Origin of the sequence: Pseudoalteromonas piratica (assembly GCF_000788395.1) — a bacterium.
GTDB classification, from domain to species: domain Bacteria; phylum Pseudomonadota; class Gammaproteobacteria; order Enterobacterales; family Alteromonadaceae; genus Pseudoalteromonas; species Pseudoalteromonas piratica.
The window spans coordinates 3,035,790-3,058,798 of sequence record NZ_CP009888.1 but is presented as its reverse complement, the minus strand read 5'-3'; the positions used below and the strand labels follow the sequence as shown (position 1 = coordinate 3,058,798).

Annotated in this window: 19 protein-coding genes; 8 read left to right on the top strand and 11 right to left on the bottom strand. The window is 37.8% G+C overall.

Annotated elements, in window-relative coordinates; genetic code table 11:
• Positions 1-3 precede the first annotated feature (3 nt).
• Entirely contained in the window at positions 4-876 is an 873-nt protein-coding gene (locus OM33_RS14105; protein WP_038642629.1) for a WYL domain-containing protein, read from the bottom strand.
• Positions 877-1,114: 238 nt separating this feature from the next.
• Between OM33_RS14105 and OM33_RS14100 the strand changes: the two genes are divergently transcribed.
• The 6 genes from OM33_RS14100 to OM33_RS14075 are packed head-to-tail and all read left to right on the top strand — an operon-like array spanning position 1,115 to position 9,330.
• Positions 1,115-2,332: a nucleotidyltransferase domain-containing protein gene (locus OM33_RS14100; protein ID WP_052141025.1), complete on the top strand. Its 1,218-nt coding sequence runs from the start codon at positions 1,115-1,117 to the stop codon at positions 2,330-2,332.
• A 2-nt stretch (positions 2,333-2,334) separates the two neighbouring features.
• Positions 2,335-2,790, top strand: coding sequence for a hypothetical protein (locus tag OM33_RS22090; protein WP_052141024.1), 456 nt, complete (start codon positions 2,335-2,337; stop codon positions 2,788-2,790).
• 3 nt (positions 2,791-2,793) lie between these two features.
• Positions 2,794-3,873 carry an SAVED domain-containing protein gene (locus tag OM33_RS14090; protein ID WP_038642627.1) on the top strand — a complete coding sequence of 360 codons (1,080 nt, stop codon included), beginning with the start codon at positions 2,794-2,796 and terminating at the stop codon, positions 3,871-3,873.
• A complete protein-coding gene (locus OM33_RS14085; protein WP_038642625.1) occupies positions 3,873-5,198 on the top strand; it encodes an SMODS domain-containing nucleotidyltransferase in 1,326 nt (441 codons plus the stop codon). The genes OM33_RS14090 and OM33_RS14085 overlap by 1 nt, the downstream gene beginning before the upstream one ends.
• An 18-nt stretch (positions 5,199-5,216) precedes the next feature.
• Positions 5,217-6,425 carry an exonuclease/endonuclease/phosphatase family protein gene (locus OM33_RS14080; protein WP_038642623.1) on the top strand — a complete coding sequence of 403 codons (1,209 nt, stop codon included), beginning with the start codon at positions 5,217-5,219 and terminating at the stop codon, positions 6,423-6,425.
• A 37-nt stretch (positions 6,426-6,462) separates the two neighbouring features.
• A complete protein-coding gene (locus OM33_RS14075) occupies positions 6,463-9,330 on the top strand; it encodes a UvrD-helicase domain-containing protein (RefSeq protein WP_038642621.1) in 2,868 nt (955 codons plus the stop codon).
• A gap of 480 nt (positions 9,331-9,810) precedes the next feature.
• Here the strand turns inward: OM33_RS14075 and OM33_RS14070 are convergent, their stop codons facing one another.
• The 10 genes from OM33_RS14070 to OM33_RS14025 all read right to left on the bottom strand — a co-directional run bounded on the left by OM33_RS14070 (position 9,811) and on the right by OM33_RS14025 (position 20,250).
• On the bottom strand, positions 9,811-10,317 hold the full coding sequence (locus OM33_RS14070) for a GNAT family N-acetyltransferase (RefSeq protein ID WP_038642618.1): 507 nt from the start codon (positions 10,315-10,317) through the stop codon (positions 9,811-9,813).
• Between the two features lie 88 nt (positions 10,318-10,405).
• Positions 10,406-10,927 (bottom strand): GNAT family N-acetyltransferase, encoded by a 522-nt coding sequence (locus OM33_RS14065; RefSeq protein WP_052141023.1) that lies wholly within the window; start codon positions 10,925-10,927, stop codon positions 10,406-10,408.
• A 240-nt stretch (positions 10,928-11,167) separates the two neighbouring features.
• Positions 11,168-11,452 (bottom strand): YjhX family toxin, encoded by a 285-nt coding sequence (locus tag OM33_RS14060; protein WP_407681041.1) that lies wholly within the window; start codon positions 11,450-11,452, stop codon positions 11,168-11,170.
• A gap of 337 nt (positions 11,453-11,789) precedes the next feature.
• The gene (locus OM33_RS14055) at positions 11,790-12,242 is read right to left on the bottom strand and encodes a hypothetical protein (RefSeq protein WP_052141022.1); all 453 of its coding nucleotides are present in this window, start codon (positions 12,240-12,242) and stop codon (positions 11,790-11,792) included.
• A 113-nt stretch (positions 12,243-12,355) separates the two neighbouring features.
• Positions 12,356-12,643: a hypothetical protein gene (locus tag OM33_RS14050; RefSeq protein WP_038642616.1), complete on the bottom strand. Its 288-nt coding sequence runs from the start codon at positions 12,641-12,643 to the stop codon at positions 12,356-12,358.
• 2 nt (positions 12,644-12,645) lie between these two features.
• Complete coding sequence (locus OM33_RS14045; protein ID WP_234402699.1) at positions 12,646-13,263, bottom strand: hypothetical protein; 618 nt, start codon at positions 13,261-13,263, stop codon at positions 12,646-12,648.
• Positions 13,264-13,590: 327 nt separating this feature from the next.
• Positions 13,591-14,070, bottom strand: a complete 480-nt coding sequence (locus OM33_RS14040) for a hypothetical protein (RefSeq protein ID WP_038642614.1) — start codon at positions 14,068-14,070, stop codon at positions 13,591-13,593.
• Positions 14,067-16,781, bottom strand: coding sequence for a hypothetical protein (locus OM33_RS14035; RefSeq protein ID WP_038642613.1), 2,715 nt, complete (start codon positions 16,779-16,781; stop codon positions 14,067-14,069). The genes OM33_RS14040 and OM33_RS14035 overlap by 4 nt, the downstream gene beginning before the upstream one ends.
• Positions 16,781-19,045, bottom strand: a complete 2,265-nt coding sequence (locus tag OM33_RS14030) for a hypothetical protein (protein WP_038642611.1) — start codon at positions 19,043-19,045, stop codon at positions 16,781-16,783. The genes OM33_RS14035 and OM33_RS14030 overlap by 1 nt, the downstream gene beginning before the upstream one ends.
• The gene (locus tag OM33_RS14025) at positions 19,042-20,250 is read right to left on the bottom strand and encodes a tyrosine-type recombinase/integrase (protein WP_038642609.1); all 1,209 of its coding nucleotides are present in this window, start codon (positions 20,248-20,250) and stop codon (positions 19,042-19,044) included. The genes OM33_RS14030 and OM33_RS14025 overlap by 4 nt, the downstream gene beginning before the upstream one ends.
• A 73-nt stretch (positions 20,251-20,323) precedes the next feature.
• Between OM33_RS14025 and dinB the strand changes: the two genes are divergently transcribed.
• The gene (gene dinB, locus OM33_RS14020; protein WP_038642606.1) at positions 20,324-21,358 is read left to right on the top strand and encodes a DNA polymerase IV; all 1,035 of its coding nucleotides are present in this window, start codon (positions 20,324-20,326) and stop codon (positions 21,356-21,358) included.
• A 90-nt stretch (positions 21,359-21,448) separates the two neighbouring features.
• Positions 21,449-22,975 carry a M17 family metallopeptidase gene (locus OM33_RS14015; RefSeq protein ID WP_038642604.1) on the top strand — a complete coding sequence of 509 codons (1,527 nt, stop codon included), beginning with the start codon at positions 21,449-21,451 and terminating at the stop codon, positions 22,973-22,975.
• Positions 22,976-23,009: the final 34 nt, after the last annotated feature.

Here is a 23,009-nt window from a genome sequence, read left to right as displayed (position 1 = left end):
AAACTATTCGTCAAAACCATCGAAGTTAGGAGCTAACCATAAGTTCTCTACACCATAGAGTGCTAACCTGTTCTTCAGTCTTAGACGGAAATAGTGTTCTCCTCTTGTCACTTCCTTAGCGCAATCTACATAAAGCTTTTGAAGGTAATACCCAACGGAAGAGGCTCTTACTTTTTTCTTAAGTACCCCTTCTTCCATATTGAATTCACTATGAAGGGCGGTTGGAGTTGGAAAATCTGGATGAGGCTCAATTTCTAATTGAACAATTCTATTCCACTGATCGTCTTGTGTTTGAGTTTCATGTTCGAAAACATCTGCTTCAATATTTCTAGATGATTGAAGTCTAGAAATCACAAAATCAGCAAACCTTTCTTTCTTTCTATCAAACCCTCTTAAATGCCATCGAGTTCCATTGTATATAAATGCGTGTGGGATTATTACTTTAGTACTTAAGCCGCTCGATTTAGAGAAGTAATCCACTTCGACAGCTTTCTTGTTGAAGATTGCTCTAGAGATAGGAGCGATAATTTCAATGCTAGGACTGTCGATCATATCTAGAATATCGTTGGATATGTAAGCTCTGTTAGTACTTTGTACTGTTCGTCCCGTTAATTGATTTAAAACTTCTGAAGATTCAAATTCAAAAATTGATTGCCAATTCTCATTTAACGCGAAATTCCTAGAATTCCTAGAATGATCAAAATTTAAAGGGGCAAGTTCTTTATATTTTGCGATATCACGGCTCGCAGCAGCAGTGCCAATTCCAAACTTCTCAATTAAATCAGATCTAGAGAACATTCCTAAAAACTTAAGTGAAAATTCGATATAACGTAATCGTTCAATTTGTGTATCTGGAATTTCTTTTAAATCAATCATTTACTTGTAACTCAATGGTGTTCAATAGTTTGCAGTTCTTTTATAGCATAAATGTATGCTGACTGTACAGTTGAACTGTTTGTAGTGGATCATCAGGTTTTAAAATAATTAATTCAAAAATATGTTGACTGTATCTTAAGTATACATTAGTGTGTTCCATAAGCTTTGATTGGATAAAAAAAGCACAAACAAAAGGAGGGGGATTAATAAGTAATAAGAATGAATAGGATCACAAATCATGAGTATTGATTTATATAAAAATAATTACGCAGCGCTAACTGCAAAACAATTAAGGTTGCTAACTGAGTTACTAGAGCAAGCATGCCAAGCTCTAGAGCTATCAAAGGCGATGAGACAGCGAGCTGAAGATAGCTATAAGGCTGTTGGAAAATGGTTAGCTGAAAGTGAAGACCCTCTGTTCGATGATGTCGAAATTTATCCTCAAGGCAGTCAAAGAATCGGTACTACAAACAAGCCGCCATTTAGAGCCGAGTTCGATTTGGACTTTATTTGTTACTTGCCTAAAGCTGAAGGAATACACCCGGATGTTTGCCGAGCAATGGTTATTGAAAGGCTTAAAGAACATGGCACATACAAAGATCTAGTGACAGAGCTTAATAGAGGTTGCCGAATTAACTATGCGGATAACTTTCATATGGATATCACACCCGGTATCCCAGATCAGAACCACGCAAATGAATTTGGCGCAATTTCAGTTCCTGATAAAAAGCTTAAAGAGTGGAAGGCATCAAATCCAAAAGGTTATGCGAGAGACTTCGATCAAATTGCAGAACTTGTGCCTGCATACTCGGATGACGACGAGTCGCTATTTGCTATGGCGGCATTAGAAGCAAGAAGTATTGAAGAGTTACCCAAGCATCAAGGCTTTAAAGGTATTCTTCGCCGATCAGTTCAAATTATGAAACAACACAGAGATTTATTGTTTCACGAGAACAAAGAATATGACGGGAAAGCCCCAATTTCTATTATTCTGACCACGCTTGCCTCAAGAGCATATCGAGATGCTATTAAGAACCGGGTTTATGGCAATGAGCTGGAAGTACTGTTGGCTGTCGTAGAGTCAATGACCAGCTACATAGAAACCAAGTACGTCGATGGAAAAATAGAGATTTGGGTAACCAACCCTAAAAATGAACACGAGAATTTTGCTGAAAAGTGGAATGTTGATCCTAAAAGAATTGAGGCATTTCACTATTGGCACCGCAATATAATTGGGAAGCTCGAAGAACTAGCTAGCGTTAAGTCAATTCATTTAATTAGAGAGAAATTAAATCAATTGATTGGTGAGAGCGCTTCTGAAGCTGCTGTTGATAAGCATTTTGAAAGCTTGAACGAGGAGAGATCTAATAACAACTTGTTTGTTGCGAAAACAGGAGCGATTTCTACAGCGGTAACAAGCACACCTGTGAAGTCGAATACATTCTTTGGAAAGTAGTTTTGAAAAAGTATGCAAACGACACAGTTAGCTTAGACAAGCAACTTTATAGATTGAAGAAGAAGTTCCCACAGGGCAAAGGATACATCAAACAAGGGACGTTGGTCTGGCACTGCAATTTAATGTTAGGAGATGAATATGGGGATTACAAAATTAAGCTAATTTACGATTTACATTCATCGCCTAAGGTTTTCGCTGTTGAGCCTAATTTGTATGAACTAACAGGTGGTGTCGAACCACCGCATATTTATATTTTTAACGAAGATGTGACAAAACTCTGTTTGTTTTACCCGTCTTCAAATGAGTGGTCTTCTGATAAGTACTTGAGCGAAACAGTTGTTCCTTGGGCTTGCCTTTGGTTTATGTACTTTAACGGATGGATGGCAACTGGAAAGTGGTACGGCGGTGGTAAGCACCCAGAGCCAAAGAAAAACAACATCAGAGGTAGAGTATTTTAGAGCATGAAGAAGTACATACATATATTTTTAAACTTTTTTATTAAGTTAGCCGAATTAAAGAGAAAGCCGTCGTTGAATTGGGCTGCAAAAGCAATTCTTGGTGCAGCACTTGCGACATTGCTTTCTTCTAGTTTTAGTCTTGAAATCCCAATTCCAGCACTGGATACAACGCTCACGTTTGGTGGTGCTGATTTATTCACTTTCTTTGTGTTACTCGTTACTGCTCTAGCGATATTTGGTTACACAGAATACAGAGATGTAAAAGAAGCTGACGATTCAATTCTAACAATTATTCGTCATATGGGGCTGGTTGATAATGAGATAGATGATCTTAGGAATTACCTGCCTAAGAAACTAAGGCGTATAAAACCTCAACACTTTGTGATTTCTTATGAAAACAGCAATAAGACTACAGACAAGAGCGAGCTTAATAAGCAGCTTGAGCATATTCGTAGAATTCCCGCTCACTTAACTGATACAGGTCATGCCGGAAATAATGCAAAGAAACATATTGCCTATGGTGGAGTTGCACCAGTTCCAATGCTGGCAGCGGCGGGACATGTTATTAGCAATATGCAAAATGTTCATATTGGCGACTGGGAGAGACAGAAAAAGAGATGGCATTTCAATAGCCAATTTGATGACGGTGAAGAGTTAGTATTTCATGTTGATGGTGATGATAACGCTGATGCTGAATCTGTTTCACTTGCTGTCTCATTCAGTATTCCCGTCAACCTTAAATGTATTCATGATGAGTTTTCTGAAAGCCCGTTGCATGTTGTGACGCTTCCATCAGGTGAGCATAAGTATGACAGGCTGTGCAGTGAAGAGAAGCAAGATAGGCTGGCAATTGCCATCTTGGAGTTTATTAACAATAAACTAATTCCCAATTACTCAAACTTAGGAGAGATCAATGTGTTTGTAACAGCGCAAGCATCATTTATTTTCAGGCTTGGCTCGGTAATGAATCAAGGGCATTTACCTAGAGTCATATTCCATCATTATGACAGGAATAGAGACGGAGCCAAACATCCTTGGGGAGTGGTGTTAAATGACAATGAGATGGGTTACAAGGTGGTGTAATGAAGTTAGTTAAACATTTTAATGAGTTCCTTAAGAATGAAGTCAATTTAAACCAGCACCGTATTGATACGCTCGAATACAGAGTTCAAGTAGTAACGAACTTTATTAAGGGCAGCGATAGTTTCAAGTCGGCTTTTATCGAAGCGATACCGCAAGGAAGCTATGCTCACCGAACCATTATAAAGCCAACGGCTAAGAAAAAGGTTTTTGACGCTGACGTTGTTGTTTACTTGAAGCCAATCGACGGATGGGAAGCCAAAGATTACATCGAACAGATCTATAAAACGTTTAATGCATCGAAACATTATCAAGGCAAAGTTTCCCGCCAAACAAGATGCGTAAAACTCAACTATGCAGGTGAGTTTCATATCGATATTGTTCCTTGTATAAGAAGCAAGTTCTTATTCACAGAGACTGAGAGAGTATGCAATAGACTGACTAACGAATTTGAATCTTGTTCTAGTATCGAGTTTAGCAAATGGGTACAGAAAAAGAATGCCGTGGCTGGTAACAACAATCTGATCAAAGCTATACGTTTATGTAAATACCTACGTGATTTCAAGCAAACTTTTTCGGTGAAGTCTATATTGTTGACGACGTTGCTGGCATCGAGAATCACGCTTTCTGAAGAGCTGTTTGGAACCGATAGTTTCAAAGATCTGCCAATGTCTTTAAAAACACTGTTCAATCGCCTAGATGAGTGGCTTGATGAACAGGATGAAATGCCAATTGTAAACAACCCGGTAGATGATGATGAAAACTTCAATCGTCACTGGGATGAAGACAAGTTTCAAAACTTCAAGAAACAAGTCAAAAAATACAATGGGTGGATAAATACTGCTTATCAGGAGATGGATAAGGAAGAGTCCATTAAAGGGTGGAGAAAGGTATTCGGTGATAAGTTTGCACCAGAATCAACAGCTAAAGCAGTAGAAAAGCAACAATCATTACCAAGCCATTGTGAGAGGCTCAGGTGGCCGATGGCGACCTCCCCACAAAAGTTAAATGTAAAAGCAGTTTTGCAGAAAGATAAATCGTCAGTCTCTATAGGTGATTTAGCAGCATATAACACGATACCTAAGCATCATTGGATCAGATTTAACGTTAAAGATACATTGGATCATCAAACTAGTATTTTTTGGCAAGTCGTTAATACTGGTTCTGAAGCTGCTAATGATGATTGCTTACGTGGTAAGTTCTTTCAGGGTAGTACGATTCACAAAGAGTCTACTCTCTATAGAGGAACACACTGGGTGGAAGCTGTTGCCGTTAGGCAAGGGGTATGTATAGCCAGAAGCGGCCCAATCGTTGTAAAAATTGCTTAAAAGTAAGGACTGAACTGCATGAAAAGGATATTTATATTAGCTTTTTTAGTTTTCTTCACCTCATTTACTTCGGCTGAAAAGCTAAATAAGGAAGAGGGTTACATATACATCGCCACGTTTAATGTCTTTAAGCTTGGCTCTGTGGCCTCTAAATACACCGATAGTATCACTACGGAACAAATACCAGAGCGAATAACAAATCTAGCTAACGTACTAGCCGTTGGTGATTTCGATCTGATTGCGCTTCAGGAAGTAGCTTTTGGCGAAGGAGGCGAAAGAGCTGTTAGTGATCTGATAAATGCCCTTAAAGATAAGCATGGCCTAGAATATCGAGTTGTTCATTCGCAGCATATAGGCCGAGGCTTAATGCCAGAAATGATCTCATTTTTGTTCGATCCTAATGAGGTTAGTCCATCCCAAATCAATAACGACTCTTTTACAGAATTAATCAAGATTGAAGGTCGCGATTTAGTTAACAGTCAGTGGAAAGCTGGTCATTTTGACTTCAACCTCATTTCTGCCCACCTTGCTTGGGGAAGCGAAGAAGATAGGATTGATGGTTTCAAAAAAATTAATGACATACTGAAGAAACCAAGTGACTTCGCTTCTGATCCAGACATCATTATTTTAGGAGACTTTAACCGATTTGGTGATGGTCAAGAGTCGGTCAAGTTTATTGAGTATACACAAGACAAAATACTAGCGCCGAACATCACTATTTTTGACCCTGCATTCAATGAGAAAAAATCTGTAAGGAAGAAAGATATTGTCGGTAAAGGAGTTCCAAATGATAACCCTCAGTTACTTTCTACCACGGTAGCCAAAAACACTTATGTCTACGATGCTTTCATCATGACTGGCGACGTCAGAGAAGAATTTGATGGTAGTACAACACAGCCTATCTATGGCGTTGATTTTGGAATTATAGCTTTTGATGAAGTTGGTGCTTTTGGCTATCAGCAAGGGGCTGAAAAGTTAAAGCACAACGATTTGAAAGTCGCTTTTTCGGATCATCGACCGTTGTGGATGAGATTCAATGTTACCAAGGCTGCCAATGCTGATGAGGCTCAAATCGCCGAGCAATTTTTTTATACAACACCTCATGGAAAACGGTATCACGAGAAGAGTTGTTCTACCATTCAGCACAGTCATAGCTTGAAAGAATGGAGTGATATCGAAGCACTTGCATCTCATGGCTTTCGACCATGCAAGGTATGCCTTGAATAGACAAAATATTTTTAATCAGTAGTAATAGTGTGGGCCTATGCAGTATCAGTACCCTAGTTGGAGCGTATTTTTATTCAAACGTTTTGATTTTATTTCCGATTTTCGTCGAGATGATGAAGAATTAAAGTTATCTTTCGGACGCTCCAACTACATCATGCCTATATCTAAACTCCCTAGGGATATTGATATAACAAAAGGAGTTTTTTGGACTGATATAACGCTAGAGGCAAATGAGCAACGCTTCACGTTCAGAATTCTAAATAGACACCTTCCCGACCAATTCAAAAATGTATATAGAGAACATGTAACCGATTGGTACAGGGAGAAAGCCGACAAGATTCGTCCTAAATTGTTAAAGCTCTATGAAGAAGTAAGAGTATTTTTACTACCGACACAATACATCAGAACGAGTACATTCAAAGAATTCATGAAGGATAAGCAGGACATCAAGCTAAATATCGCTTGGATGTATGAATTCTGTTCAGATGATGATTCAGAGACGCTGAAAAAACTACAAAAATTTTTTGAAGATCCATTTCATTCTTTTGAAAAAGCAAATGAAAGGTTTATTGAAGTCGAACGAAAACGCTACGAATCCGTTATTAGTAGTTTAAATGAATCACAACAAAAAGCGTGCATCATTAATGATGATACAAACATTGTGTTGGCGGGAGCTGGTACGGGTAAGACAAAGACTTTGGAAGTTAGAACTAACTATCTCATCCAGTCAGGTAGGTATGAACCTAAAGAGATCCTACTGATTGCTTTCGGTAATGATGCGAAAGAGGAATTAATAGCGAGAGTCGGCAAACCTAACAAGGTTCAAGCTGTTACTTTTCATGGCTTTGGTCGAGCCATTGTAGAAGGAAAGCTTGGCCGTAAGGTGTATCCTGACGAAATAGCCAAAGACGAAAAGAAGCTACGAAAATTTGTTGATGACGAGGTTCAAAGATTACTAAACGAAGATGATCAGTTTGTCGATTTGACTATTACCTACTTTGATGACTTCCTATTTCCTTATAAGAATCCTTTCGAATTTGAGTCTCTTGGTGAGTATTACGAATACATAAAAACGAATGAGATTAGAGCATTTTCAACAGACACCGTTAGAAGCTATGAAGAAGTGAATATAGCTAATTTTTTATATCGTAATGGTATCAAGTTTGACTATGAACGATTGTATCCGGGTGACATTTCTAAGTCAGGCTTTCCAGATTATCATCCTGACTTTTACTTGCCAGAATACGACATATATATCGAGCACTTTGGTGTGAATGAAGACTTAATCGCACCCAAGTATATGAAACCGGAACGATATAAAGCAGGAATATTTAAGAAAAGACAAATACATGATGATAATGGCACTGATTTGATTGAGACGTTTAGCTATATGCAGAGTCAAGGAACGCTACTTAAACATCTAAAAGAAGAACTTATTAAGCGAAATGTTGTATTCAAACCAATCCCTAAAGACGAGTACTTGGATGATTTAAAAGAGTTAGGCGCGATTAGAAAGCTAGCTGAGTTAGCCGCTAACGCTATCAAACTTACAAGAACAATGAATCATAACGTTGAGACGTTGAGAGCATCCCTTGAAGCCTCCGGTAACATGAGCTTACTAGCGGCTGTTGATGTGCTGGCTCCATTACTAAATCATTATGAAAGCTATTTGGAAGATCAGGGAACTGTCGATTTCAACACAATGATTAATGATGCTATTGGAATTATTAAGTCGCCTAATTTCGATTGCCCATATAAGGTAATAATGGTTGATGAGTACCAAGATATGTCAGGTCCTAGAGCAGATATATTGATGGCCCTTCAAGAGCGTGATCCTGAGTTGGTTATTTATGGTGTGGGCGATGATAGACAAGCAATATTCAGGTTTACCGGGGCAGATCTTTCTCTAACGTATGACTTTTTTAAAGAGTTCGGGGCTGGCAAGAAGGAAAGCCTCGACGAGACATATCGTTTTAATGACAAAGTAAACAAGGTTGCAACTAGGTTCATCACGGAAAATGAGTTGCAGAATAAAAAAGAGTTCAAAGCAACACCAGTGAATGACGCTAGAGTTCATATTGTTAAAACAAGTGAAAAAGAGCAAGAAGAAACGATTAATGCTGTCATTGATTGGATCGGTGAAAACTATGGTGCTTGTAGTATTTTACTACTGAACAGGTACTTGTATAAGAAACCAAGTTACTTAAGTGAACTGAAAAGAAACTGTAAAACTAAAGGCATTAAGTTAGATTTCAATACATGCCATGCAAGCAAAGGAAAAGAAGCCGATTTCGTCATAATGATGGATATGGAAAAAGGAAAAAATGGGTTTCCTTCAGAGAAAATTTCACATCCTTTAATCGAGTTTTTATTACCGAAGCTTGAATCTTTTAAATATGCCGAAGAGCGTAGGTTATTCTATGTAGCGCTAACCAGAACAAAAGAGCGGGTGTTCATTCTATCAAATGAAGAAAATTGCTCTGAATTCGTTAAGGAAATAAGAAAGTATGGTAAGAAATACATTGATGAATCGACTATTGAACCAAGCCTCTTAGCATTAAATGTAACAGATGAGCTATGTCCTAAATGCGATACAGGACGGATTGTAAAGAGGGGTAAAGGTGGCTTCTTTAGCACTTGTTCCAATGATCCGCAATGTGATTATACAATTAATTACTGCAAACGTTGTGCTGGCCCACGTAAAAGAGTCGGTGAAGTTTATGTTTGTATGGATGAGACTTGCAAGACCAAAACTCCTGCATGTCCTAATTGTGACGGTGATTTAAGACCAACTTCAGGAAAAAATGGGCCGTATTGGGGCTGTTATAAGGGTTGGCAAAATTGTAAAGGGAGTCAAAACTGGTCTATTTATATAGATGATCCAGATGTATTCTTAGAGGAATAACCATCAAGCAATACGCAGTGTAAACTTACTTTATAAGTTGAGAGTTATTAGGCGTTACTAACGCCTCACTGTCATGTTTTACGCTTGGACAATAAAGGGTTTATAAAATGCGGATAACCAATCCCAATACACTTATACTAGCGCTCGCAAATATGAGGCTTGAGTCGTTAACCCTACCAGAAAATGTCGAAGTTTTGCTGAATAAAGCTTTAACGGATTCGAGCGTTACGACTGAACAAATACTTGAATTGCTTCGCAATCTACACAGATAGCCCATGACATAAAGCTAAAACTATAAAAGGCTGAAATGTAGTTGGTTGATGTTTAGATGTAGTAGCTCATATCTGATCATGCAGTTTCGATGAATAGGTTTAGATTTCATCTGACAGACAGCTATGAGCGAATTACAGACTTTCGCTTCTGAAACATAGGGAGCATAGCTCCCTATGCTTTAGACTCGCCTAATTGTGAGGAGATAGATTAAACCTGCTCACTAGGGTGACCCCACATCAAAGGCTCCGCATAAGGTCCTTTAATTGATGAGGTGGATTCGCCAACTCCATCTAATGCTCCTACGGTTAGCTCTCTCGCAAACCAGCATTCCAATGGTGCCTTGGTTCTTACAGGAGGTAAAACGTTGTGTGGCGTACTGTAACGATTACCATAATGGAATGGCTCCCCCATGACAAAAATCACATCAGCATCAAGTTGTTTTTCAGCCTCGTCCATTAACCTCGTAGCGTAGCCTTTCCTTTGGTATTCCGGCAGAACTGCTAATGGAGCTAAAACATAACACTTTAAATGTGGTGCATTATCAATTGTTATTGGAGTATAACAAGCATGTGCTACATCTTTATAAACAATAGAAAAACTGCCATCTGCAATTAGGTTGTCTGCAAATTCAGCATACAACTTAGCATGCCTTTCATCATATAAACCTCCAGCATTTGCAAAAGCTTCATATTGAATTTGGTATGGTGTATTCATTTATTGAATCCTTTTATTTTGATTCTGGGCTAGATAGCATCTAACCCAGACATTTGTTTAGAGTGAACTGAGTGCAAAGCTACTGGTGTTATCCGCGCCCTGAGGTATCCCAAAACATCGGGTTCATAAACGGTTTGTTAGCATACGTTTTCCCACCAAGTGTATTTAAAACACCTTTATTAAGTTCAAGAACCATCCATGATTCAGGTATTGTAAGTAGGTCAGGATAAGGCGTTTGCTTATCAGTAGGGACGAAGCCGTATTGTGGGTAGTACGTAGGTACACCTAATACAAAAATTGCATCTGTTCCTATTGATTTTAAATGCTCGATACCTGCTTGCATCAATTCTCTACCAACTCCAAATCCACGCTGGTATTCAGGCAATACACCAATTGGAGCAAGTAAGTAACACTTTTTCTCAGGGTACTCTTCAAACACGAATGGTGTAAAAAGCACATTACCTACCATTTTTCCTTCGCGCTCAGCACTTATAGAAATAGTGTCTGGCTCCGCTAAAAATGCTCCAGCAAGTTCAGACGTTTCTTTTCCTTCTTCACCAAATGCTAAAAAGTGAATGTTTTTAATGATTTCTTTTTCAGATGATTTCATCTTTTAATACCTCTTAAGTAAATAAAGCAGATGCTTTTGATTTACTGCGCTTAGGCGTATTTGAAACAAGAAATTTGATATTCATTAGGATGTATTGGGATAACTCTCAGTGACCATCAAATTTGTTTCTAAACAGCCTTTAGAGCGCAGTGTTTTCTTGACAGTCACAGCAGAGTGAAGTGGCTAGCATATAACTGCTAGCTCATTCGCAACATTGTAAGTGTCAGGATTTTTCTGGCTCTAAAAGCGTTGAAACATTTGAGAACGGACAGAGCTAGCTCCTAATCGAGTAATTCGATAAGGTTGCCCTTTCTTTGAGCTGATGAGTTTCTTACTTTTCAAGCGTTTGAAGACATCAAGTGTACAATTAGACAGAACTAGACCGTCATTCGTGTAACAGATAACTTCATGGATTTTACCGTTTTCACGGCTATATTGAATTTCGCCACCTAGTGCGAGTACGTGTAGAACGCGTTGGTCGTTTTTTGATATATTCACTGGAGTAATCCCAAATAGTAATTGCATATGAAAACACTCCCTTCATTAAATAAATGATGGGGGTTAATTTAGTTTTCTATGTTCACTAGTCCTTTGGACTATGAACTTACAATTACCCGATTCTCTAGCAAAAACTCTCCAACGAATGTAGATATAAATTAAAACGCGGCGATTTTAGGTGATAGGGTTGTGTATGTCAAGTGTGTTTTTTGAACAGGCATTTAAAATAGTAAGGTTTAAAGAATCATTTAATTTAGTATAGAATGGCTGTTATCGGCACATATGCGACTATCAGATTTGATTAAGTTCTATTATTCGAATCTGACAGGTCAAGTTAAGACTTATTCATATAAAATTTTTTAAATCAGTCTATTATTAAAGTTGACTCTTTAGCTCCAATAGAGTTTTTACCCGTATAAAAATCAACAAACCATGTGTACTTGTAGCCAAGTTGCTCTCTAAACGCTGTTAGTTTTGAATGATCTTTAAATCTATTTTCTTGATTGTTAGCCTTCTTTATCTCAATAGCTAGAAGGTTTTCATCTGTTAACCTACGATGAACTATAATGTCGGGAACAACCGCTCTGTCTTTAATATCTCCATTTTCGGTTAACGCATATTTGAGTTGTTTTATACTGTACATATTACGATTGTATTCACAATCAACATGCCAGTCTTCAATAGTGTTTTCAATCATGCGTGCTAAGCGATTGGATATTGCTTGCTCACTTGCATTGATTTGTAATAGCGAACTCTCTTCGGCAATAAATCGCTCTAGCAATTCTTCTAGGTTTAGCTCAATCTCTTCAATAAACATCAGCACTCCCAAATAGTATTTAACTTAAAATAAGCTCATTTCCGTTGAATAGAATGTGAAAGAGCGGAACAGAGAAAATTTCATTCTGTCCCGCAAAAATCATATTTGATATCCTAGTTTTTAAGCTTGCTCTTGAGGTGATTTAATAAGTCTTCTGTCTTGACCTTTTCACCTTTTCTATAAGACAAAATCTTCTTCAGTGTAATTTTATAATTATCTGGTTTATGTTCTAAATTACATTCACTGTAATATTTCAGTATGAAATCTCTAATTTCGTAACCTTCACTACGATTTATATAGAGACGATCTAATTTAACAGGTGGTTCATCACCACCTGTTCGCGTCCATGATAAATCGGTGTTATCTTTTAGCCATTTAGTTACTTGACTTTCCTTCGACATATTTAGTTTTCCTTTTTGTTAGTAATCATGATGCTAAAATCTGTGACTTCCTTTAAGTCAGGAAATTCACCTTTACCTCCCCACATATGCTTTGCATCAAGAAACAGATAGTAGAGATATTTGTGATATTTTTGATAGAACTCAGATAGACTGAGGTTGCTTACTCTTTCATGATCTACATGGCCTGAAACTTTATTTCGGTACTTACGAAACTCAGATGCAAATTCAACAGGCACTTTTATTTCATAATAGGAAATATGATTCACCCACTGTGGTGCATGACCACCTCTTATTGCGTCCCTATACTGATCAAATATTCGTTGCGCATGTAAGGAAACGTAGCCTTCGATAACTTTAATTCTCTCGCTACCTTTCTTATTGGTTATGTTCTTCTTTTTGGCATCTCTGGCGTGGCAAGCTTGTAAAAACTCCCATAAATGATGAATAAAGCTAGCGTAAGCATTGTAAGCCCTATACGAGACTTCTCTATTTTTCTCTTTCAGGACCATGTATTCAGAGTGCTTACAAAAAGATTGGAAAGCATCTTCACATCTGAAGTACTCGTGAACCGTCGCTTTACAATGATCTGTATCTATTTTTTCCCATGCTGTACTGTTCACTACATTTCCTTTGCTTAACATTGACCACTATGTTCTCAGTAAGAAAGTTGAATTAATTTTTCAAACTAAAACTATCATAACAGTACGAAATTATATCGAATAAGATTTTTCACCTCATGCTATTAGGTCAATAGCAATTTGGTCACTCTCGTTACTTTAAAAGTAATAAAGCTTGAATAGCGGCACAGCAATAATAGAAATTACGTTTTGCGAAATAATCACATAACAAGTTATAGCCCCCAAGTCGGCAGGTGTGCCGACTTGGAATTTTACTATTGTAAGATACTTTAATAGCCTGAAATTAAAAGTCCCACATTTGATAGAGTATTAGTTAAACAGTAACTTTTTAATCTCTGGTCTCATTCTAGACATCAACGCATTAATTTGCGCCTCAGCATTCTTTTTTTCCAGCCCTTTATAATCTTTTTTTACCTTCGCTATCTCTTCAACTAATTCGCCTTTAGACGATTCATATTTACCGCGAGATTTTTTTCCAAATTTTTTAAGTCTTTCTTCTTTCTCTTTAGTAAGCTGGAGGTTAATTTGATTGAAGAACTTTTTTATATCGTCAAAGCGGCTTAAGCTGGTAACGTTAGTGTGTCTGATTCCCGCTTTTCTAGACGCCTCTCGCATAGAGAATGTATATGACTTTTCCTTTTCGAAATCACCTGTCAAACGGTGCCTGTTAATATAGTCCCTTTTTTCTTTTTCAAGCGCTAAAAAAGCCTGATAGATCTTATGGGAGCAATTCTTATCTGAGACCCAGTCAGGTTTTTCATCAGCTTTCTCTTCGAAATAATCCATCATACGAAAGACGCCCTTCTATCAATTATCGGTGACAATATATTCAAAACCTTGTGCATTGGGTCGAGGCTTCTAATATGTTTAAAAGCATTGTAAACCAAATCAAATGACTCTTTCAGAAATGCTTTGGGAATAGACTCACAATCGTTTAGCAAAGCTACATCTTTCATGATTGTGAAGTATATGTAGTCTATGTTCGTGTGCTGAGTCAGATTATTACTACAACCTAGACAATATTTTGGTGCCGCTTTTTCTCGTCTAGGAATACCATTCTCAGCACATTTAGCTTTTGCTTGATTCCGTCTCTTAAGTAAGCAGAAGCCCCACGGATTAGCCTTAATAGATACAAATTCGGATTCAATAAACTGGTTCAGTTCTACTTCAAAACTTTTCAAGTTAACTATTTTGGTCTTCTTAAATGCACGTCTTAAATAGCTAGATAGTTTACCTGCATATCCTTGACCTTTTTTCTCGATGAAAGATTTAACCACCGAATTGATTACATCAACTTTAGCTTTATCATTAATTGGACCATTAGCTTTATCAGCAATGTAGGCCAACCACATGGATGGACTAATATGCTTAAACTGGCTTCTAATCATCCAACCAACATCACCATCAAATCTTCTATAGACAGCTTCTGCCCACATGTGCCTTAAGGCATGTGGGGTAGGGTAGATACAATCTGAAACCAACTCACTCGAAAGTTGCTTTGTCAGTGTTGCAATAGGTTTCTCTGTAATCTGGCTGATGAATGATTTAGTTTCTTCACTAAAGTTTTCATCAAGAACTGACATTAATTCGGGGGAAAGTGTGCGATCTTTATACCTTAAAACCCAGTTGTTCTTTGCTTTACACTCATTATTCATTAAGTGGAATGCGACTACGGGCAGTTCTTTTCTAATTCTAGCTTTTGCTTTCTTCAGCATAGGATCTCGATCAAAGTGTTCCCATTTTTCATCGATATACTTCTTCTCCAACTCTTTAAGCTTCTCGAAATCGTTGTGAGATAAACATTCACCATCTTTGGCTTTTTTCTTAAGAGTCTCCAAAATCTCTATTTGCTCAATTATATCGAAAGGTTCATAGTGAGTTGCAAAATGTACCCACATAGATTGAACAGCTCTTTGTAATGGAGTGGCAGATGCACTTGGCTTTTTGTTCGAGCTTTCAACAGCGTAAAGGCATGGTAAGTCATTCCCGCTACTAAGAAAATCTCTCATTAATCTAATTTTTGAGAAAGCACTATATGTAATTTCTCGGTTTAACAGTTTATCTCCATGTGTTTTAGGTACTACCCAATTCACCATGTAACGATTAGGGAAGCGCTCTTGGTCGATGAAGTCTAGATTGTCTTCAACTTTTATTGCATTAAAGTTAAAGCCAAATTCGCTCTCTCTCCAGCCAAGATTTGACGCTATATCTGTAAATCCTGCCGCCAAAACCTTCCTATAAAATTGAATTATATATCCATTCTTAGAGCCTGTAGGTTCTTCTAAACCAATTCCGATGTAGAAATCTTGATCTGGTAGCTCTTGCTTATGTTGCCGTTGTTTCTTATTTACAGCTATGCATTCTATTGTTGCTGAATACGAATCGATGACTTTATCGAAATTTATATAGTCATTATCAATTTCGTCGATCCAGCATTTGATCTTTTCCTGACTTTCACCATAAATGAGTTGGTCGCAAATGAAATTTAGCTTATCAACTTGGCTTTCTGTTAAACTCTCAATATCTAAATGAGCAAAAAATTCAACTCTATTGTCTCGATCTAACTGACTCATATGTTTATGATATTTCGTGAAGTAAGCAAGAAAACGAGCTTCAACAATCGATTTTAAAGTTTTCGTTTTTGCGAGATTAATGTTTCGTTTTTTCGCTATTTCTTCAGGAGACAAATTTAACAAGCAGAGACTTGCATAGGCTTTCGTATCCGGCTTTACGGGCCAACCTGCTTTTTCTACTAATTCGCCCGCATCCTGAGATGTCTCATAAAGCGCTCTAGCCAAAGCGTAATGCTTGTTAAAAAAGGAAGAACAATGCTCGATGTAGTACTTTCCATAATCTAATTTCAAGTAGTTAAAAGATTTACCAGCCTTCCAGTCTTTCAACGACATTTCGCCAGAAGAAAGAGTCTCAATTACTTGCTTCTCAGCGAGAGTTACACATTTAGCATTAATACTTGAGTGAACTAGTGAAAAGTCGCTTCTAGCTATAATTGACTGTTTTATGTCATTCAGTGAGGCACATACCCTGTAAATAGCATAAGACTTAAAATTTAGAGTTTTTAGTACTTTGCCCTTGTCGTAAGTGTGGGTCAGCAAATATTCAATATAGTGTTCAATATTTTCTTTATTAATAACCTTGGTGTTGTGCTCGACTAAGAAGTTGACCAATAGACAAAGTCCATTAAACGAAGCTCTATAAGATTCTAAGCTCTTATAGCCTTGTGTTGTTTCCAACCAATAAACTTTGAGCGCAATAATGGTTTCTTCAACTTGCGCATTGAATGTTGTAGAGTTTGTTAGTAACTGATAAATGACAGAAAAATTGAATACGAACTCTTGCCTTTCAGATCTAAATTTCCACTCTAGGCTTAAGAATTCATTATCTAAATTACCTAATCTGGAGACAAGCCGAGCTTGCAGCTCATCATAGTCCAACTCTTCAATTGCTGATGTGTGATGTGTGAGCGAATATTGAGGTTTCATTATGCGACTCCTCCTTGCAACTCACTTTCAAAAAGATCAGGAAGTCTACTTTCAAGCTTTTTGTGCTTCTTATACACTTCTGCCAGTAAGGATTTATTAGAAAAACGTTGAAGGGTGTCTTCTATCCACAGTGTTCTAGGCAAAACCTCAGATTCAAAGAACGGAAGGTTACGCTTAGCTATCAAGGCTCCAAATTTTTCCACTTGGCTTAGATAATGGATCATATTAAGAGCGGATTCTTGAGTTTCAAATACTATTTGATCTCCAAATCTGTCATCTTCAACCTCTGCATCAATCGCAATACCAAGTGTGTTTATTTCATAAGTATCACTTTGAGAAGCTTTACGCAGTGAAGTTTGTAGTTGCATATCACGAGCTTTTTTTAATATCTTGTCGATACTAGGCTTATAAAGGTTCTCAGATAGATCATTCATTACTAGCCGTGATATACGGCCTCTTTGGTTGACGGCATCCTTGTTGGCTTCTCCTATGTAACTTAATCTTTCTACCTCAGCATTGTGGGAGTTCTGATTAACAAGATCGCCTTCTCGGTACTGGTCGTAACGACTATGCACTGATGAATTCTTAATATGAGAAAGTTTGAATAGCGAAACAGGAACCGCGTCACTATATTTCTGAGTATATACTTTTCTTGGCTCGTCAATTTTATCTCTGTTCTCTTGGTAGAAAGCGTCAAAAGCTGGAGCTTTTGATTTATCAAGAGCAAGGAATGCCTTTAAGAAAATTGGTTCAATGTCTCTTTTTTGATGCTCCTCGACTACTAGTTTGTTTATAACTTTGTCATCTAAGATTCGAGTAAGTAAAGCGGCATAACTAGGTTGAGCTTCACCCTCATTATTTCGCGTCACATATCTAATCGCTGGAATTTTGTTGTTGGAAAATAGATTTTCTCTCGACTTTTCTACGTTTGCAAAATAGCTTTCTAGTGCTTTAGATTCAACTAGCTGGCCGTCCAATATGGGGTGGCTATGTATAGTGTCGCTTCGAGACTTGTACGATTGACTGAAAATAGAAATCAAGCTTCCTGAGTTATTGTACTCACGAATGAATTGTCCAATCTGCCCATTGCTTACATCACTAGGTTGAATACATAGTGTTGATATTATCCACGCTGCAAGAAGCTCCTCTAAAGGATTGGTAACTTCTAGGTGGTTTGGCTCAAAAAGCAGTGGACAATTAAAATTCTGCTTCAGTTGAACATTATTCTCTGAATACTGTAATGGTGGCTGTGTCAGCGGTGAAGCCGAAAGCTCATATTCCAATGTCGAAAACATTGCTTTACTGAATGTGTCTAACTTAAGGATTCTATAAGTCGGAGATTTCTTTTTCTCTTGTGACTTCCTGAGTTCAAACTGTTCATGAACTATCCAAAACAAAGTATTTGAGTATTTTCTTCTCGCGTGTGTTGCGACTTTATTAAACAATTTTTCTTTATCTATTGTTTCTAACTCTGAAGATTCTATTTTCGATATATCAATCAAAGAAAAAGCGCTCATCGACTTCGACGTTAGAATCGAATTTATCTCCTGTTTCGCACATAAAAGTAGTTGAAGGACAGTACCTACTGTTATTTTAAAGCTATCCATCAAAATCTTTGCACTTTCTAGCTTTAAATAAGATTTCTCTCCCATAATTGGTCTTATCCAAGGTAAGCTAAACCATGAGCTTAGTGTGAACTGTGTTCTGCCTTCTGCTTCACTTAATGTAGTGCTGTTTAACAACATTATTAAGTAATAATATTGCTCATCAGATAGGTGCAATGAGCCTAAACCATGCTTAATTAAGGGAATTAACTTGTCTAGTCCGGTAGACTGAGGCAAAAGCTTTCTCTCATTTATGCAATATGCTTCGTATTGGTTGAGTACGTCATATCGAGCAACAGGATCAATTTCAAAAGTGTTTAACCAAATCAGAAAATCTCTAACACTTCTTACGTGAGATCTGGTTTTAGCTTGTTCGTTAAAATAGTCTGATATCATCCCATCAGCGATTGCGAGAAAAATCGCCTCAGAAAGCGAATTGAAGATATTGTCGTTAGGGCCAACAAAATGTTTGTTTCCTGAGTTATCAAAAATAGCAATTCGTCGTGGACGAGGGTCTACCATTTTAGGTTTCTCTGGTAAAAGTGCTTTGAACCCTTCTTTAGTCTCTTTTCTAATAACATCGACATAGTTAATCTCATCATTTGCAGCTACCTCTGACACTGAGAATATATAAGGGTTTTCTGCTAAATTCTCTTTCATGCTGCTTTCTCCACTATATTCATGTAGTCGCGCATTACGACGTAGCGCGTTGTAGTTTTGTAGGCATCACCATTACGGTCTAGAGAGTGACCTAAGGCATTTGCTACTTCTCTTAGTGCGTCATTTTTACCATTACCTTCCTTAATTTTCTTGTCGTATAGTAAGGTCGCAAATGTATGACGTAAGCAATGGAAAGAGTGGTATTCATTTAGGCTTGAAACGATTGACTTTAGATGCCTGAATACAGTACTTGCATGCTTTGTTGATATCGCTTTGCCAAAGTGACTATTTGACGCATTTAGAAGTAAGCCGTCTGGCTCAGGATATTTACTGAGGGCGACAATATCAGCCCTTTCAGTTTCTATATATGCCTCGATATCTCTTATCATGTTTCTAGGAATGTATAGAAACCTTGATTTTCCTCCTTTGGTGTACTTTGACTTAAGCTGATATTCGAAATACTCAGTCTTGATAGGGTAGAGAGAAGTGTCATTTTCTTCTTTTTTGTATCGTTCAACAATTTCGTTTAAGCCGTCTTTACCATGCAATACTAAACCTGCACACTCTTTAGCTCTTAAACCTAAACGATATCCACATTGAATAATTAAATTGTCAGCTTTGGTTTTCGGAGCTAACAATAGCTCATTTATCAAATTTGAATGAATGTACTTGATTTGAAAGTTATATGCTTCTTTCTCAAGGAGCTTCTTTCTTACCTCTTTTTTTATTCTTATTGATCGTTGGTTTGTAATCCCTAAATGAGTAAGGAAGTTGTAGTAAGCAGCAATGGCTGCTTTCATACCTTTTAAAGTTGTGTACTTCTCGATTTGATTTGGATACTCATGATTCAAAAATAAACTAATATCTTCATTGTCAGCTATTTCAGTACAGTGCTCTAGATCGTCATCTGGCAAAGAGTTAGATTCACAATACTCTAGATACTTAAGCAAATGGCCAAGGTAAGTTGTCTCAGTGTTACGAGAAATGTCACTCCTAATTAGAACAGTCTTCTCTTCAAACTCAGAAGTTTTAAATCTGTCTTTACTCGATATTTTTTTAAAAGAATAGACTGAACCCGTGCGAGTCAAGTCGATAGAAAATAGTAAAGGTAGTACTACTAAGTTACCTTCGTTGTCATAAAAGACGTGAAGCTCTTCAAAATGTTCGCCTTCTATAGTGATATTTTTATACTTAACTTTCTTCATTTATTGCTCTTTTTTTATGCTTGGAATATATTAATACTATACGTACAAAATTAATAGTTAAGTTTAGTGTTGCATAAAGGATTGTTTTTATGCTGCTGTTGAAATGCGTGACAATCCTGAGTTAAGAGATAAGCCGATTGCTATTGGTGGAAAACACCGAAGAGGTGTGTTAGCCACAGCAAATTATATTGCACGTCAGTATGGCGTGCGATCGGCAATGTCAAATTATAAGGCGTTGCAACTTTGCCCAGACTTGTTGATAGTTCCTGGTCGAATGGCGGTTTATAAAGAAGTATCTAGCCAAATTCGAACGATTTTCGCAAAATACACTGATCTGGTTGAGCCACTTTCTCTTGATGAAGCTTATCTTGATGTAACAGATTGCACTCAACATTCTGGCAGTGCAACATTAATTGCCAATGCCATTCGAGAAGAAATTTTTAAAACAACCGGGCTTACTGCTTCAGCGGGCATTGCGCCAATAAAGTTTGTTGCAAAAATTGCTAGCGATGAGAATAAGCCAAACGGTTACTGTTTAATACCGCCACATCGAGTTGGAAACTTTCTAAAGCAGCTTAATCTTAAAAAAATTCCCGGAGTAGGGAAGGTTACACTTGAGAAGTTAAATGCATCGGGTTTATTCGTAGGGGAAGATGTACTTAATTTAGGCTTAAATCAAATGCAGATAAAGTTTGGTAATTGGGGAGCCGAACTATTTAAAAAATGTAATGGTGAAGTGATTGGCAGCATCAACTTGTCGCGCATGAGAAAATCATTGTCAGTTGAACATACCTATGAATATGATAAAACAACACTTACACAGTGTTTAAATGAGCTGCCTAAACTGAGAGCGGAATTAGATGCTCGTTTAGCTGCCAAAGGGTTATTGAATAAAGTAAGTAAATTGTCAGTGAAAGTTAAATTTAATGATTTTGTTTCCACAACAGCAGATTTTAGTTGCAATCAATTAGATGATGCTATTTTTACCAGTTTATTTGAAAAAGCATACTCACGTGGCGGAAATAAAGGTGTTCGCTTATTAGGTATAGGCGTAGGCCTTGGAGAAACGCAATTACAGCATGAGCAACTAGCAATGTTTGAAACTTGAATTATTTAAATTAAGCCCCATATTTAAGCCATCTTTTCTAAACTAGCACGAGTGTTTTTCGTGTTATTATTCGTTCAGTAAGGTTTTAAAATGACTTCACCCAAGGCGCTTCAAGCGGCATCAATTTCAGCGTTACCTCAATATGTTGATAGTTTAATTATTATCACCCCAGACTTAGCTTTATTACCCGAAGAATTCAAAGAAAGTTTGCTTGCTACTGCACAACACGACAAGCGCATTGGTCAAAAAACACTTCTGTTAGTTAATGAAGAAGCACCAGGAAAACGCTTAATCTTGGCACCAACAGGGCCAATAAATCGAGACTATGATGATGTGCGTCGTTATTTTGATGCAGCGAAACAAGGCATTGTTGAAGCTCTTCAGGCTGGGGCAGTAAACCCTGCTATCTTAGTTCTTGGCCATGACAATGAACGTTATCAACAAGCACTGAGTGTAGCCTATTTAGGTGCCTGTCAAGCATTATGGCAACCTCTTGAAGCGCGTGAATACCATGGTTCAAGTATCGAACCAATCCAATCTATTACAATGGTAGGTGAGTTTGATAGCCATTATGCTCATGCGATTGCAATGGGTCAGTATGCGGCACGTGATTTATGTGGTACAGAACCGGAGCGTATGGCTCCTCCTCGGTTTGCTGAATATTGTGAAAGCCTGTTTGAGAACACCTCAGTGTCTGTTGAGGTGATTTCTGATACGCAGTTTATTGATGAAAACTACCCTATGCTGAGCACTGTTGCACGTGCATCATACGCTGTTGAACGTCATCAACCTCGCGTAGTGAAATTAGAGTATGTGCCACAAGGGGATATTGAAAGAACTCTGTTATTTGTTGGTAAAGGCTTAGTTTACGATACAGGTGGTGCTGACTTAAAAGTGGGCGGTGCTATGGCTGGTATGAGCCGTGATAAAGGTGGTGCAGCATCGGTTGCAGGCTTTATGAAAACAGTTGCTGAACATCAACCTAAAGGCGTTAAAGTGATAGCGTATTTAGCTGTTGTTCGTAACTCTATTGGTTCAGACTGTTTTGTACCTGACGAGATTATTACAAGCCGAGAAGGTGTTCGTGTTCGTATCGGTAATACGGATGCTGAAGGCCGTTTAGCAATGGGTGATTTACTAAGTGAAATTAAAGATGTTGCTAAGGATGAGGTGAACCCTGTTGTGTTTACTGTTGCAACACTTACCGGCCATGCTGCACGTGCAATGGGCCCTTATACTGCACTTGTTGAAAATGGTGCTTCAAGAGCATTAAATCTATCTCAAAATATCGCTCATCAAGGTGATTTATGGGCTGATGGCTCTGAAGTATCGCGTGAACGCCGAGAAGATTATAGCTTTATCGCGCCAAAAACACTCGCTGATGATGTCCTTTCAAGTAACAATGCTCCATCAGCAATCACTGCTCGTGGGCACCAGTTCCCAATGGCATTCTTAGCGGTTGCTTCAGGTCTTGATAAGCATGGCGCAAGTTCAGAGTTACCTATTCCATATATCCATGTTGATATTGCTGGTAGTGGTGTAGAGGGCGGTGATTGGCAGCATGGTAAGCCAACAGCTGCTTCGCTCGCAAGCATTTACGCAACATTTTGTAACTGAAGTTAGGAAAGTAATCACACTCTTTCAATAAGAG

Coding starts and splice junctions, on each gene's coding strand:
- OM33_RS14105 (WP_038642629.1), bottom strand. CDS start 876: ATGATTGATTTAAAAGAAATTCCAGATACACAAATTGAACGATTACGT.
- OM33_RS14100 (WP_052141025.1), top strand. CDS start 1,115: ATGAGTATTGATTTATATAAAAATAATTACGCAGCGCTAACTGCAAAA.
- OM33_RS14090 (WP_038642627.1), top strand. CDS start 2,794: ATGAAGAAGTACATACATATATTTTTAAACTTTTTTATTAAGTTAGCC.
- OM33_RS14085 (WP_038642625.1), top strand. CDS start 3,873: ATGAAGTTAGTTAAACATTTTAATGAGTTCCTTAAGAATGAAGTCAAT.
- OM33_RS14080 (WP_038642623.1), top strand. CDS start 5,217: ATGAAAAGGATATTTATATTAGCTTTTTTAGTTTTCTTCACCTCATTT.
- OM33_RS14075 (WP_038642621.1), top strand. CDS start 6,463: ATGCAGTATCAGTACCCTAGTTGGAGCGTATTTTTATTCAAACGTTTT.
- OM33_RS14070 (WP_038642618.1), bottom strand. CDS start 10,317: ATGAATACACCATACCAAATTCAATATGAAGCTTTTGCAAATGCTGGA.
- OM33_RS14065 (WP_052141023.1), bottom strand. CDS start 10,927: ATGAAATCATCTGAAAAAGAAATCATTAAAAACATTCACTTTTTAGCA.
- OM33_RS14060 (WP_407681041.1), bottom strand. CDS start 11,452: ATGCAATTACTATTTGGGATTACTCCAGTGAATATATCAAAAAACGAC.
- OM33_RS14055 (WP_052141022.1), bottom strand. CDS start 12,242: ATGTTTATTGAAGAGATTGAGCTAAACCTAGAAGAATTGCTAGAGCGA.
- OM33_RS14050 (WP_038642616.1), bottom strand. CDS start 12,643: ATGTCGAAGGAAAGTCAAGTAACTAAATGGCTAAAAGATAACACCGAT.
- OM33_RS14040 (WP_038642614.1), bottom strand. CDS start 14,070: ATGATGGATTATTTCGAAGAGAAAGCTGATGAAAAACCTGACTGGGTC.
- OM33_RS14035 (WP_038642613.1), bottom strand. CDS start 16,781: ATGAAACCTCAATATTCGCTCACACATCACACATCAGCAATTGAAGAG.
- OM33_RS14030 (WP_038642611.1), bottom strand. CDS start 19,045: ATGAAAGAGAATTTAGCAGAAAACCCTTATATATTCTCAGTGTCAGAG.
- OM33_RS14025 (WP_038642609.1), bottom strand. CDS start 20,250: ATGAAGAAAGTTAAGTATAAAAATATCACTATAGAAGGCGAACATTTT.
- OM33_RS14015 (WP_038642604.1), top strand. CDS start 21,449: ATGACTTCACCCAAGGCGCTTCAAGCGGCATCAATTTCAGCGTTACCT.